This window comes from Streptomyces katrae, assembly GCF_000966975.1.
In the GTDB taxonomy this organism is placed as follows: domain Bacteria; phylum Actinomycetota; class Actinomycetes; order Streptomycetales; family Streptomycetaceae; genus Streptomyces; species Streptomyces katrae.
In genome coordinates, this window is record NZ_JZWV01000312.1 from 1 (window position 1) to 13,443 (window position 13,443).

11 protein-coding genes and 1 pseudogene are annotated in these 13,443 nt (G+C 73.6%); 4 read left to right on the forward strand and 8 right to left on the reverse strand.

The window, feature by feature from the left end; genetic code table 11:
• The 4 genes from VR44_RS46370 to VR44_RS12520 all read left to right on the forward strand — a co-directional run.
• Nucleotides 1–204, forward strand: a 204-nt coding sequence (locus VR44_RS46370; RefSeq protein ID WP_211275059.1) for a hypothetical protein, incomplete at its 5' end; no start/stop codon positions are given.
• On the forward strand, nucleotides 201–1,616 hold the full coding sequence (locus VR44_RS12510) for a family 2B encapsulin nanocompartment shell protein (protein ID WP_045947531.1): 1,416 nt from the start codon (nucleotides 201–203) through the stop codon (nucleotides 1,614–1,616). The genes VR44_RS46370 and VR44_RS12510, both read left to right, overlap by 4 nt.
• Before the next feature lie 110 nt (nucleotides 1,617–1,726).
• Nucleotides 1,727–2,956 (forward strand): family 2 encapsulin nanocompartment cargo protein terpene cyclase, encoded by a 1,230-nt coding sequence (locus VR44_RS12515; protein ID WP_045947532.1) that lies wholly within the window; start codon nucleotides 1,727–1,729, stop codon nucleotides 2,954–2,956.
• Between the two features lie 16 nt (nucleotides 2,957–2,972).
• Nucleotides 2,973–3,842 (forward strand): geranyl diphosphate 2-C-methyltransferase, encoded by an 870-nt coding sequence (locus VR44_RS12520; RefSeq protein WP_045947533.1) that lies wholly within the window; start codon nucleotides 2,973–2,975, stop codon nucleotides 3,840–3,842.
• 88 nt (nucleotides 3,843–3,930) lie between these two features.
• Here the strand turns inward: VR44_RS12520 and VR44_RS12525 are convergent, their stop codons facing one another.
• The 8 genes and pseudogenes from VR44_RS12525 to VR44_RS12560 form a co-directional block, all read right to left on the reverse strand.
• Nucleotides 3,931–5,025 (reverse strand): M20 family metallopeptidase, encoded by a 1,095-nt coding sequence (locus VR44_RS12525; protein ID WP_094191585.1) that lies wholly within the window; start codon nucleotides 5,023–5,025, stop codon nucleotides 3,931–3,933.
• A gap of 74 nt (nucleotides 5,026–5,099) precedes the next feature.
• On the reverse strand, nucleotides 5,100–6,218 hold the full coding sequence (locus VR44_RS12530; RefSeq protein ID WP_045947535.1) for an LLM class flavin-dependent oxidoreductase: 1,119 nt from the start codon (nucleotides 6,216–6,218) through the stop codon (nucleotides 5,100–5,102).
• Nucleotides 6,219–6,285: 67 nt separating this feature from the next.
• Nucleotides 6,286–7,573, reverse strand: a pseudogene (locus VR44_RS12535) (NtaA/DmoA family FMN-dependent monooxygenase).
• 21 nt (nucleotides 7,574–7,594) lie between these two features.
• Nucleotides 7,595–8,713, reverse strand: coding sequence for an LLM class flavin-dependent oxidoreductase (locus tag VR44_RS12540; protein ID WP_045947536.1), 1,119 nt, complete (start codon nucleotides 8,711–8,713; stop codon nucleotides 7,595–7,597).
• A 117-nt stretch (nucleotides 8,714–8,830) separates the two neighbouring features.
• Nucleotides 8,831–10,138 (reverse strand): MDR family MFS transporter, encoded by a 1,308-nt coding sequence (locus VR44_RS12545; protein WP_045947537.1) that lies wholly within the window; start codon nucleotides 10,136–10,138, stop codon nucleotides 8,831–8,833.
• A complete protein-coding gene (locus VR44_RS12550; protein WP_045947538.1) occupies nucleotides 10,138–11,232 on the reverse strand; it encodes a PLP-dependent cysteine synthase family protein in 1,095 nt (364 codons plus the stop codon). The genes VR44_RS12545 and VR44_RS12550 overlap by 1 nt, the downstream gene beginning before the upstream one ends.
• A 638-nt stretch (nucleotides 11,233–11,870) precedes the next feature.
• Entirely contained in the window at nucleotides 11,871–12,410 is a 540-nt protein-coding gene (locus VR44_RS48395) for a hypothetical protein (RefSeq protein WP_157880285.1), read from the reverse strand.
• A gap of 152 nt (nucleotides 12,411–12,562) precedes the next feature.
• Nucleotides 12,563–13,339, reverse strand: a complete 777-nt coding sequence (locus VR44_RS12560; protein WP_045947540.1) for a class I SAM-dependent methyltransferase — start codon at nucleotides 13,337–13,339, stop codon at nucleotides 12,563–12,565.
• Nucleotides 13,340–13,443 lie beyond the last annotated feature (104 nt).

The window sequence follows — 13,443 nt, forward strand, 5'->3', positions numbered from 1 at the left end:
GGGCCTTTTTTTTTGCGCCCATGGCCGGAACGCCGCTGGTCGGCCCGCAAACATCCCTCCCGAAAAGATCACTGCATCGAGGTAATGCGCACGGCGTTTCAAGGTCCACTGGGCGCAGTGGCCGTTACTGTTCCTCAGGATCTGGACGGATTCCCGGTATTCATCCTCTTTTTCCGGTTTTACGAAGGAGTGCTCGTCCGATGACCATCGACACCAGCCCCGAGGCGCAGCTGCAGGAACCGCCCCAGCAGCGGAGCCTCAGCACGGCCGCCGCCCGCAACCTTGCCACCACCACCAAGTCCGCCCCGCAGATGCAGGAGATCACCTCCCGGTGGCTGCTGCGGATGCTCCCCTGGGTGGAGACCAAGGGCGGCACCTACCGGGTCAACCGCCGCCTCAGCTACACCGTCGGCGACGGCACCATCGACTTCGTCCAGGACGGCGCCAGCGTCCGCGTGATCCCCCAGGAGCTCGGCGAGCTGGCCCTGCTGCGCGGCTTCGACGACGTGCAGGTGCTGACCGCCCTCGCCGACCGCTGCGTCCAGCGCGACTTCCGGGCCGGCGAGGTCCTCGTCGAACGCGGCACCCCCGCCGACCAGATCCACCTCATCGCCCACGGCCGCATCAGCCAGACCTCCGTCGGCAAGTACGGCGACGAGGTCGCCGTGGCCGTGCTCGCCGACGGCGAGCGCTTCGGCGAGAACGCCCTCCTCGACGCCGACGCCACCTGGGACTACACCGCCACCGCCGACACCCCCGGCACCCTGCTCACGCTCTCCCGCGCGGAGTTCTCCGCCGTCCTGGCCCAGGCGCCCCACCTCCAGGAGCACATCCGCAGGTTCAGCTCCCTCCCGCTCCAGCGGCAGAACCGTCACGGCGAGGCCGAGATCGCGATGTCGGCCGGCCACACCGGCGAGGCCGAACTGCCCGGCGCCTTCGTCGACTACGAGCTCAACCCCCGCGAGTACGAACTCTCCGTCGCACAGACCGTCCTGCGCGTGCACACCAGGGTCGCCGACCTCTACAACGGGCCGCACAACCAGACGGAGGAACAGCTCAGGCTCACCATCGAGGCGCTCCGCGAGCGCCAGGAGCACGAGCTGATCAACAACCGGGAGTTCGGCCTGCTCCACAATGCCGACTTCAAGCAGCGGATCCAGACCCACTCCGGCCCGCCCACCCCGGACGACCTCGACGAGCTCCTCTGCCGCCGCCGCGGCACCCGCTTCCTCTTCGCCCACCCGAAGACGATCGCGGCGATCGGGCGCGAGTTCAACGCGCGCGGACTCTACCCGGACCACGTCGACCTCGGCGGACAGCAGGTGCCGGCCTGGCGCGGGGTCCCGATCCTGCCGTGCAACAAGATCCCCATCACCAAGGAGAACACCAGCTCCATCCTGGCCATGCGCCCCGGCGAGGACAACCAGGGCGTCATCGGCCTGCGCCAGACCGGCCTGCCGGAGGAGTACGAGCCGGGCCTGTCCGTGCGCTTCATGGGCATCGACGAGCGGTCGATCATCTCCTACCTGGTCTCCACCTACTACTCCGCCGCCATCCTCGTGCCCGACGCGCTCGGCGTGCTGGAGAACGTACAGATCGCCCGCAGGCGCGACTGACGGCACCGCCGACGGCACCGCCCCAGGCCACGCGGCCCGAACCCTCCCGGGGCCGACCGAGCACGCCCGGGAGCCCGGGCCGGCCCACCCACCTCACCAAGGAGCCACGGATGCCCGATCCCGGGCCTTCCCCCCTGCAGTCGGTCCTGCCCTCCCGGCCCGTGCTGCCCTTCGGAACCGCCGCCCCGCCCGTGGAGCCGCCCGGACCCGCCGGGGCCCCGCCCGTGGAGCCGTCCGGGCCCGCGCACTCGGCGGCCGCCCTGCGACGGATCCTGCGCGGCCCCAGCGGACTGGGCACGGTCAGCCTGCACTGGGCCCGGCCCGAGGAACCCCCGGCCGCCGCCCAGCCCGTGACACCGGCCGCCATGCGGCCCATCCCGGGCCTCTACCACCACCCCGTACCCGAACCGGACCCCGTCCGGGTCGAGGAGCTCAGCCGGCGGATCAAGAGCTGGGCCGTGGACGAGGTCCAGGCGTTCCCGCCGGAGTGGGAGGACCAGTTCGACGGCTTCTCCGTGAGCCGCTACATGGTCGCCTGCCATCCCGACGCGCCCACCCTCGACCACCTGATGCTCGCCGCCCGGCTGATGGTCGCCGAGAACGTGGTCGACGACGCCTACTGCGAGGACGGGGCCACGACCCCCGACGTCGGCGGACGGCTCCTCCTGGCGCACACCGCCCTCGATCCGGTCCACACGGCGAAGGAGTACCAGCCGGCCTGGGAGGAGTCGCTCCACTCGGACGCCGCGCGCCGCTCCTACCGCTCGGCCATGGAGTACTTCACCGCGGCCGCCACCCCCGCCCAGGCGGACCGGTTCCGCCACGACATGGCCCGGCTGCACCTGGGGTACCTCGCCGAGGCCGCCTGGGACGAGACGGAGTACGTCCCGGAGGTGTGGGAGTACCTGGCCATGCGCCAGTTCAACAACTTCCGCCCCTGCCCCACCATCACCGACACCGTCGGCGGCTACGAACTCCCCGCCGACCTCCAGGCGCTGCCCGCCATGCAGCGGGTGATCGCCCTGGCCGGCAACGCCACCACCATCTCCAACGACCTCTACTCGTACATGAAGGAACTCAGGAGCCCCGGCAGGCACCTGAACCTGCCCGTGGTCATCGCCGAGAAGGAGGGCCTCTCCGACAAGGAGGCCTACCTGAAGGCGGTCGAGGTCCACAACGACCTCATGCACGAGTTCGAGGCCGCGGCCGCCGAACTGGCCGCGGCCTGGCCCGACCCGCGCGTGGCCCGCTTCCTCAAGGGCGTGGCCGTGTGGGTCGACGGCAACCACTACTGGCACGCCTCCAACACCTACCGATACACACTGCCCGATTTCTGGTAAACGAGGGGACTTATCCATGACCAGCACCGTCAGCACCACCCCGTTCATCCCCGCCCCCGCGACGCCCTACCAGGGCGACATCGCCCGCTACTGGAACGAAGAGGCCAGGCCCGTGAACCTGCGCCTGGGCGACGTGGACGGCCTTTACCACCACCACTACGGCATCGGCGCCGTCGACCACGCCGCCCTCGGCGACACCGCGGACAGCGAGTACGAGAAGAAGCTGGTCGCCGAACTGCACCGGCTGGAGTCCGCCCAGGCCGAACTGCTCCTGGACCACCTCGGCGCCATCGGCCGCGACGACATGCTCGTCGACGCCGGCTGCGGCCGCGGCGGCTCCATGGTCATGGCCCACCAGCGCTTCGGCTGCAAGGTCGAGGGCGTGACGCTCTCCGCCAAGCAGGCCGACTTCGGGAACAACCGTGCCCGCGAACTGGGAATCGAGGAATCGGTTCACTCCCGGGTCTGCAACATGCTCGACATGCCCTTCGAGACCGGTCAGGCCGCCGGCTCCTGGAACAACGAGTCCAGCATGTACGTCGACCTGCACGACCTGATGGCCGAGCACTCCCGCGTCCTCGCGGTCGGCGGCCGCTACGTCACCATCACCGGCTGCTGGAACCCGCGCTACGGCCAGCCCTCGAAGTGGGTCTCCCAGATCAACGCCCACTTCGAGTGCAACATCCACTCCCGCCGCGAGTACCTGCGCGCCATGGCCGACAACCGCCTCGTCCCCCAGGCCGTGATCGACCTGACCCCGGACACCCTCCCCTACTGGGAGCTGCGCGCCACGTCCTCCCTGGTCACCGGGATCGAGGAGGCCTTCATCGAGTCCTACCGGGACGGCTCGTTCCAGTACGTCCTGATCGCCGCAGACCGCGTCTGACCCGCCGGCGGCCGCCGACAGCCGACCGCCGGCCGCCGCACGCGCACGCCGGGCCCGTCCGTGACGGGCCCGGCGTCAGCCTTCCGGCTCAGGCGTTCTGCAGCGTGGCCACCAGGCCCGCGACGAGGCCCGCCCGCTCGGCCATGGCCTCGATCAGCACGTACTCGTGGTCGGCGTGCGCGCCGCCGCCGACCGCTCCGAGGCCGTCCAGCGTCGGAACCCCCAGCGCCGCCGTGAAGTTGCCGTCGCTGCCGCCGCCCACCGCCCGGCCCTCGATGCCGGGGAGCAGCCGCCGCGCCACGGCGAACAGCCCGGCCGCCGCCGACTCGGGCATCGGCGGGCGGGTGATGGACCCCTCCACCGAGATCCGCGCCCCGGGCAGGTGAGGGGCCAGGGCCGCGAAGGCGGACTCCACGCGGGCCCGCTCCTCGGCCGATTCCACGCGGACGTCCACCACGACGGTCGCCTCCGCGGGGACGACGTTCTCCAGGGTCCCCGCGGACGCGACGGTCGGGGTGACGGTGGTTCCGGCCTCGGGGCGGCCGATCGCCGTGATGTCCAGGACCTGGTGGGCCGCCTCGACCAGGGCGTTGATCCCGGCCGTGGGCTCCAGGCCGGCGTGCGAGGCCCGGCCGGCGATGGACACCTGGAAGGCGCCGCAGCCCTTGCGCCCGGTCTTCAGGCCCCCGCCGTCGGCGGCCCCCTCCAGCACCAGGACGGCACCGCAGGCCAGGGCGCGCTCCTCCAGGAGGGCCCGGGAGGAACGGGAACCGACCTCCTCGTCCGCGGTGATCAGGATCTCCACGCCCGACCGGTCGGCGAGCGTCGCCAGCCCGTGGACCGCCTGGACGATGCCGCCCAGCATGTCGAACACCCCTGGGCCGGTCACCCGGCCGTCGGCGACCGTGAACGGGCGCCGGTCCAGGGTGCCCAGCGGGAACACCGTGTCGTGGTGGCCCAGGAGCAGGACCTTCGGCTCGCCACCGCCCGACCAGTGGACGTGCGGACCGGCTTCGCTCTCGACCAGGACCGCGTGGCCGCCCAGACGGTGCTCGATGATCCCGGCCACGGCTTTCGCCGAGGCCGCGAGGGACTCCACGTCACGGGACGGGGACTCGACCTCCACCAGCGTGCGGAGGTCCTCGATCATCGCTTCGACGCTCACCCCGGCGTCCTTCTGCATCGTCACGTCGCACAGAGTAGTACTCCGTGCGCGACGGCGGAGGTCCGGCCCCGGCCCCGGCGGGCGCCCGGGCGTCAGCGCCGGCTCCATTCCTCCGCCAGGAGCCGGTACGAGCGGACCCGGTCGGCGTGGTCGTGCGTGATCGTGGTGATCAGCAACTCGTCGGCACCGGTGGCCTCCTGGAGCCGTTCGAGGTGGTCGGCCACCGTCCGCGGGGAGCCCACGAACTGGGTCTCGACCCGGTCGGCGACCAGCGCGTGCTCGGCGTCCGACCACCCGGCGGTCAGCGCGCGGGCCTCGTCGGGGGAGGGGAAGGGGATGGCGCCCTCGGCGGCGCGGATGCTGCGCACCCAGGGCGCGTACCCGGCGGCCAGCTCCCGCGCCGTGGCGTCGTCCGGGGCCACGACCACGTCGGCGGAGACGCTCAGGTACGGCCGGTCCAGTTCCGCCGAGGGTTTGAACGCGGCCCGGTAGCCCTCCGCCGCCTCCAGCACGCTCGCCGGGGCGACGTGGTAGTTCGCCGCGAACCGCAGCCCGTGCCGGCCGGCGGTCTCCGCGCTCTGCCCGCCGCTGCTGCCCAGGATCCACACCTCCACGTCCGCGCCCTCGCCGGGCACGGCGCGCGCCGCGATCCCCTCGGGGGAGCGGTACTCGCCGCGCAGCAGCGCGAGCACGTCGTCGACCTGTTCCGCGTAGTCCTGCGGGCGGGCGCCCGGCAGGTTCAGCAGCTTCCGCTGGAGGGCCACATTCGGGTGGCCGAGCAGGTGGGCGAACGAGAAGCGCTCCGGGATCCGCAGGCCGTTCGGGGTGAAGCCCACGAAGGGCTCGTCGCCGGCCGGCCGGGGCGTCGGCGCGCCCGCGGAGCGGCCCAGGCCCAGGTCGAGGCGGCCGGGGTGGAGGGCGTCGATCAGGCCGAACTCCTCCACCGTGGACAGCGCGGTGCGGTGGCCGAGTTGCACGGCGCCCGAGCCGATCCGGATCGAGGAGGTGGCGGAGGCGGTCAGGGCCAGGGCCACCGCGGGGGAGACCCCCGCGACACCGGGGTTGAGGTGGTGCTCGGCGAACCAGTAGCGGGCGTAGCCGAACCGCTCGGTCTGCCGGGCCAGGTCGATGCTGTGGCGCAGGGCGTCGGAGGCGGAGGAGCCGGAGGGGATCGGGATGAGGTCGAGGACCCCGAGGGGGATGCGGGACATGGCCGGGTCTCCTTGCGGGCCGGGTGACGGGGGACGGCCGGGACACCGGGCGCGGTGTCCCGGGAGCTCAGGGGGCCCCGGCTTCCGGCACGCCGAGTCCGAGGTGCTCGCGCAGGGTGGAGCCCTCGTACTCGATGCGGAAGACGCCGCGTTCCTGGAGCAGCGGGACCACGGTGTCGGCGAAGCCCTCCAGGCCGTCCGGGGTCAGGTGCGGGACCAGGATGAACCCGTCGGCGGCGTCCGCCTGCACCAGCTCGTCGATGGAGGCGGCGACCGTGGCGGGGGAGCCGACGAAGGTCTGGCGGCCGGTGGTCTCGATGACCAGCTCCCGGATGGAGAGGTTCTTGGCCTCGGCGAGCTCCCGCCACTGCCGGGCGGTGGCCAGGGGATCGCGGAACGACCGTACGCTCGCCCGGCCCAGCGTTCCAGACGTGCTCCAGGAAGGCGATCGCGGTGGCCCCGCTGACCTGGAGGCGGCGCACCTCGTGGGCGAGTTCCCGGGCCTCGGCGTCGGTGTCCCCGAGGACGAAGGTGGCTGCGGGCAGGATGAGCAGCTGGTCCGGCCGGCGGCCGTGGCGGGCCAGGCGCCGCTTGACGTCGGAGTGGAAGGCCCGGCCCTCCTCCAGGGTCCCGTACCGGCTGAAGATCGCGTCGGCGTGGGCGGCGGCGAAATCCCGGCCCTCGTCGGAGTCGCCCGCCTGGAAGACGACCGGCCGTCCCTGGGGGCCGCGGGGCACGTTGAACCGGCCCTCGATGTCGAAGTGGCGCCCCCGGTGCTCGAAGGCCCCGGCGCGGGCGTCGCGCAGGAAGGCGCCGGTGGCGGGGTCGGCGGCGATCTCGGTGCCGTCCCAGGAGTCGAACAGCTCGGTGGCGGTGGCCAGGAACTCCCGGGCGCGGGTGTAGCGGTCCTCGCGGGGCAGGAAGCCGCCGCGCCGGAAGTTCTCGCCGGTGAAGGCGTCCCAGGAGGTGACCACGTTCCAGGCGGCGCGGCCGGCGGACAGGTGGTCGAGGGTGGCGAACTGGCGGGCCACCTCGTAGGGCTCGTTGAAGGTGGAGCTGATGGTGCCGGTCAGGCCGATCCGCTCGGTGACGGCGGCCAGCGCGGCGAGGACGGTGAAGGTGTCGGGCCGGCCGGCCACGTCCAAGTCGTAGATCTTCCCGCCCTGTTCGCGCAGCCGCAGGCCCTCGGCGAGGAAGAGGAAGTCGAACTTGGCGCGCTCCGCGGTCCGGGCGAAGCGCACGAAGGAGTCGAACTCGATGTGGCTGCCGGCCGCCGGGTCGCTCCACACGGTGGTGTTGTTGACCCCGGGGAAGTGGGCCGCGAGGTGGATCCGCTTGCGCGGCTGGGTGCTCATCGTGTCCTTCCGTGTGCCGGTTCAGGCGGGGGTGGCGGCGTACCGGCTGGCGGGGCGGTCCAGGCCCAGCAGCCCGCGCAGTGAGGGGGCGCCGTACGCGGTCCTGAAGGCGCCCCGCCGCTGGAGTTCGGGGACCAGGCCGCGGGTGATCAGCGGGAGGTCGTGGGCGAGGACGGCCGGCCGCAGCCGGAACCCGGTCAGGCCCTCCGCCCGCCACCGCAGGAGCAGGTCGGCGAGTCCGGCCGGGGTGCCGGTGAAGACGGCCGCGTCGGTGGGGGCCGGCTGCCCGGCGAGCGCGTCGAGGCGCTCGCGGCGGGTGGCCGCCGCCGGGCCGTCCCCGTCGAGGAAGACGGTGAGGTCGGCGAAGACGTGCGGGGAGCGCGCGGAGTCCGCCGCCGCACGGGCCTCCTCCTGGTCGCGCGGGGTGACGTACACGAGGTCGACGGAGCCGCCCCCGGGGGCCACCGCGCCGGCGGAGGCCGTGACGAGGGGCTGTCCCTGCGGCGGGCGCGGGGTGATCGACGGGCCCCGGACGCTGAAGTACGGTCCGGTGAAGTCGATGTGGTGGAGCTTGGCCCGGTCGAGGAACCGGCCCGTGGCCACGTCGCGTATCTCGGCGTCGTCCTCCCAGCTGTCCCACAGCCTGCGGACCACCTCCACGTGGTCGGCCGCCTCCGCGGCCGGCTCGCCCACCGGCACCGGGAAGGTCCGGCGCCCGAAGTGCGCCGCCTCGTGGGGCAGGGTGGAGGTCTGGACGCGCAGGCCCGCCCGGCCCCGGCTGACGTAGTCGAGGGTGGCGATCGCCTTGGAGACGTGGAAGGGCTCGGTGTGGGTGGCCGTCACGCTCGGGACCAGCCCGATGTTCCGGGTGAGCGGGGCGACCCGGGCGGCGGTGAGCACCGCGTCCAGCCGCCCGCGCACCTGGTCGGTGCGCTCGTCGGGCGCGGTCGCCGAGGACGACTGGAGGGCCAGGGCGTCCTCGAAGGTGACGAAGTCGAGCAGTCCCGCCTCGGCCTCGGCGACCACGTCGGCCCAGTAGCGGGCCGTGAACAGTTCAGCCGGCCGGGCACCCGGCTCGCGCCAGGCCGCCGGATGCCAGCCGGCGCCGTCGAGGGCGACGGCGAGGTGCAGTTCGGACATGCCGACGACGCTACGCGGCGGGTGTGTACCGTACAACGACCGCAGTGTTAAAGGAGTTTGGCGGCTGTGTTGCCCGTTCCCCGGCAGGGGGCCCGAACCGGGGAACGGGCGCCGGTCTCAGGCCGCCACCGCTTCCCGGGCGGAGGCCTCGCGCGGAGGCGGGGCCAGGCGGCCCGTGCGCTGCAGCCCGTAGAGCGCGGCCGTGCAGCCGAGCCCGAGGACGAACAGCGCCAGCCAGGGCAGCGCGGACATCCCCGCGGCGCGGGCCGCGTCCAGCGCGGCCCCGGTGAGCAGGTTCCCCAGCGCGATGCCCACTCCGCACACGGTGTTGTACAGCCCGTAGTGCGTCGCGACCAGGCGGTCCCCGGAGAGGCGGACGATGGTGTCCATCTCGAAGGGGTAGGCGATCATCGTGCCCAGGGCCAGCAGCAGCGCCGACAGCGCCGGCGGCACCGCCGCCAGGAGCCGGGTCCCCGTCACCGACTCCGGTGCCGGCAGCGCCGTGGCCGCCAGCAGCGGCAGGAAGGCCGCGCCCATGGCGAACAGCCCCCAGGCCAGTGCCCGGCCCGGTTCCATCCTGGCTTTGCACCAGGCGGTGACCCTGGTCTGGAAGAGGATCGTGCTCAGCCCGGAGACGGCGAACAGCACCGCCACCGCGGCCGTGCCGAAGCGGCCCTCGCCGCCGGTCCGCCGGACCTCCAGCGGAAGGGCCATGTACACCTGGAAGTTCATCACGTACGAGCCGATCATGGCGACGGAGAACAGCAGGAACGGACGGTTCCGCAGGATCCCGCGCCACTGCGTCAGCACCCCCTCCCGGGGGCCGTCGGCGCGCTGCGCGGGGTCCTCGCCGCGCCGCTGCGGCAGGGCCCGGATCTGCACCAGGCTCAGCACCGCGAAGATCCCGGCCGCCACCAGGCAGGTGACCCGGAAGTCCACGCCCGTCAGCACCATGCCCACCAGCGGGCCCAGCAGGATCCCGGCCTGGTAGAAGACGTTGAACAGGGCGAAGGCCTCGACCCGGCGTTCGCCCGCGTCGGCCGCCAGATAGGCGCGGCTCGCCGGGTTGAACAGGGCTCCGGCCAGGCCCGTCGCGGCGGACGCGGCGATCAGCGCGGGTACGGAGTCCACCAGGCCGAGCGTGGCGAAGCCGGCGACGCGCAGCACCAGTCCCGCGACGATCATCGGCTTGTAGCCGAGCCGGTCGGCCAGGGTGCCGCCGATGAGGAACATGCCCTGCTGGCTGAAGTTGCGGACGCCGAGGATCAGCCCCACCGTCCATCCCGCCAGGCCGAGCGGGCCGGCCAGGTGGGTGGCCAGGTAGGGCATGAGCATGTAGAAGCCGAGATTGATGGTGAACTGGTTCACCATCAGCAGCTGGACGCTGCGTTCGTACGTACGGACCTGCGCGAGGGTGCCCTTCATCAGGCGGGCACCTCCGCCCGGGTCAGGGTGAGCGGGTCCACCACGGCGGCGCAGCGGGTCCACCGCGTGACCTCCTTCTCGTCCAGCCGCCCGATGGTGTCGGGCTCCGGGGCGGGAGGGGCGTCGAGCAGCCCGTGCGCCGCGCAGTAGTCGTCGTCGTACACGGTGCCGAGGTAGCGCTGGGGACCGTCGGGGAACACCGCCGCGATCCGGGTCTGCGGGGGCAGCGTGCGGGCCAGCCAGCCGGCGACCAGGGCGACCGCGCCGACGCTCCAGCCGCCCGTGGCGTAGTGCGAGGAGGCCAGCTGGCGGCAGGTCCACACCGCCTCGCCCGGGGCCACCCAGTGCACCTCGGAGAACTGCTCGTAGGCCACGTTGCGGGGGTAGATGCTGGAGCCCAGGCCGCGCATCAGCCGGGGGCGGGCGGGCTGTCCGAAGATGGTGGACCCGACGGTGTCCACGCCCACCACCTTGAGCTCCGGGTAGAGCTGGCGCAGGACGCGCGAGACGCCCGCCGAGTGGCCGCCGGTGCCCACGCTGCAGACCAGGACGTCGATGTGGCCGAGTTCGGTGGCCAGTTCGAGGGCCAGCGGGGTGTAGGCGGTGGTGTTGTCCGGGTTGTTGTACTGGTCCGGGCACCAGGAGCCGGGGTGGTGCCCCAGCAACTCGGTGACCCGGTCGCGGCGCGCCTGCTGCCAGCCGCCCGTGGGGTGGGGCTCGGAGACGACGTCGACCTGGGCCCCGTACGCGGTCAGCAGCCGGGTCATCGAGGGTTCCAGGCCGGGGTCGGTGACCAGGGTGACGGGGTGTCCGTGGACCATGCCGGCCAGGGCCAGGCCCAGGCCGAGGGTGCCGCTGGTGGACTCGATGATCCGGGCGCCGGGCTCCAGGTCCCCCCGGGCGCGGGCGCGTTCGACCATGTGCAGGCCGGGACGGTCCTTGATGCCGCCGGGGTTGAAGCCCTCCAGCTTCGCCCAGAAGCCGCGCCCCGCGGGGGACAGGGGTTCGCAGACGCGCAGCAGGGGGGTGTTGCCGACCAGTCCGGAAAGGGTGGTGCGGGCGGGAGGTGTGACGTCGGGGGCCGAAGAATGCATGGTTCCGCTCTCGCTCGATGATGTGTCAGTGGTCGCTCTCGGGAGGAGTCGTGCCGTGGCAGGGCCAAGTTCCCCGGTGAGGGCGTGCGCCGGCCTCTGCGAACGGGCCTACGGGAGCGGCCTAGAGCCGCCATCGACAGACGATGGCCAGAGTGGAACGTGCGGAACGGGCCCTGGCCGGCCCGCCGGAGCCGGCCGGCGGGGCCGGGACGGCGGAGCCGGCGGGCCCCGTGGCCGCCTGGGGCCGGGCCGCTCCGGCCGGCAGGGGGGTGCCGGACCGGGCGGAGGGGGCCGGGTCGGAGGGGGAGCAGCTGAAGCCGTGGGCCGGGTCGGGGTGCGGGTGTCCTTCAGCTCCCGTGGGTCCGGGCTGGAGCACGGTTGTCCGCGACGTGCGCGTGCGTCAGGGAGGCACAGGAGGGGGAGGCGAGCAGCAGGGCGCCGAGCAGGGCGACGAGCAGCGCACCCAACCATGTCGTACCGGGACGGAACGGGCGTGGGTGGGGAGGGGTGGGCACAGTTCCTCCGTGCGGCGGGCGCCCCTCGGCCCGGGACGGGCGGGAGCGGTGGCGGGGGATCGCGGTGGACGCCTCCCGGGCACGCTCGTGCGTGCGGGGGCGCCGGCGGTGTGATCCCGGGCGCTATACCCGCAGGACGGTGGGGGTCTGCGTACGCGGCGGGGCGCCGTGCCCGGCGGGCCCGGCCGCACGGGGCGCCTCGCCTGCGTCGGGGGCGGCGGACGGGGCGCAGCGCGAGAGGGGGGCCGCCGGGGCGGGCGGGGCGTCGACGGAGTGGGCGGCCCGGGGCGGCAGGGGCGCGCACTCGTGGACCGGGTGCGCGGGGTCGTGCCGCCCGGCGGCGGGCGCGGCCGGGACCGGGCCGGCCGGGGGTGCGGCATCGGTGTGCGCCATGAGGCCGGAGGGTGTGCCGGAGGCCCGGACCGGGAGCGCGGCGGCTCCAGGGGTGAGTGCCGGATCCGTGGCGCCGGCCGCCACGGTGGCGGCGGCCATGACCGTGGTCCGCGCGGTGGCGTACGGGGTGGAGTGGCCGGTCGCGCTGTGGGAGCCGCCGGTGCCGTGGGCGCAGATCAGGCCCAGGAGCAGCAGGGCCAGCCCGAGCAGCTGCGACAGGCCCGCGCGGGAGCGGACCCGCGGCACGCGGGGAGATCGGGCTGTGACCACGGCGTGATCCTAGCGTGTCCCGCGCGTGATGACCGGATGCGAATCGGACAATCACCGACCGGCTTCCGGGCGGGCCGCTCCCCTGCGCGTCAGGGCCCCGCCGGGGCGGCGGGCCCGTGCTCCGGCGCCGGGCCGTCCGGCCGGACGGATCCCTAGGGGGTCGCGCGGACCAGGACCAGCGAGCCCTCGTACGTGCGCTGCGTACGCAGGTGCCCGTGGCGGGCGTCCCACGCGCCGGAGGCCAGGTCGCGGCGCAGGCTCTGGTCGAAGCGCTCGCGCACCCCGTCGTCGACGAAGCTCCACGCCGAACAGGCCTGCCGGGCGCCCGGGTCGAGGAGCATCTCGGGACGCCCGTAGTAGGCCTCGTTGAAGCCGTCGGTGCAGTCCAGCGGGATCGGCACGGTGTGGACCGTCCCCGTGCCGCCGAGGGCCGCCGCGATGTCCTCCACGCGCGGGAAGCGCCGCGCCTCGGTGTCGAGGACCTCGGGGGCGTACTCGTACAGCCAGAAGTCGCGGACCAGCGACGGGGCACAGGTGAGCACGACCACCGGGCCCCGGGTGACCCGCCGCATCTCGCGCAGCCCCCGGGTGACGTCGCTCCACTGGTGCACGCTGAACAGGGTCATCGCGCCGTCGAACTCGCCGTCCGCGAAGGGCAGGTCCTCGGCGACGGCGTCGACGGCGCGCACCAGCCTGGCCGGCCGCCGGTCGCGCATGGACCGCGAGGGCTCGACCGCGGTCACCTCGCGGGCCGCGCTCTCGTACGATCCGGCGCCGGCGCCCACGTTGAGGACCGTGCGGGCGTCGCCGAGGGCCTCGGCGATGAACCGCGCGATACGGGTGTCGGGCCGCCGGAACGCGGAGCGGCCGTAACCGGCGGCTGCGTGACCGACGTGCCCGGCGCTGCCGTCCTGAGTACGTACATTCATGGTTGCATCCTGCATCCGCGAGGGCCGCTTCGTACATGGCCTCGCAGATGCTTGTGGAAAGAGCCATATGGGCGGCAGGTGTGGAATGGAGGATGGTCCTGGCC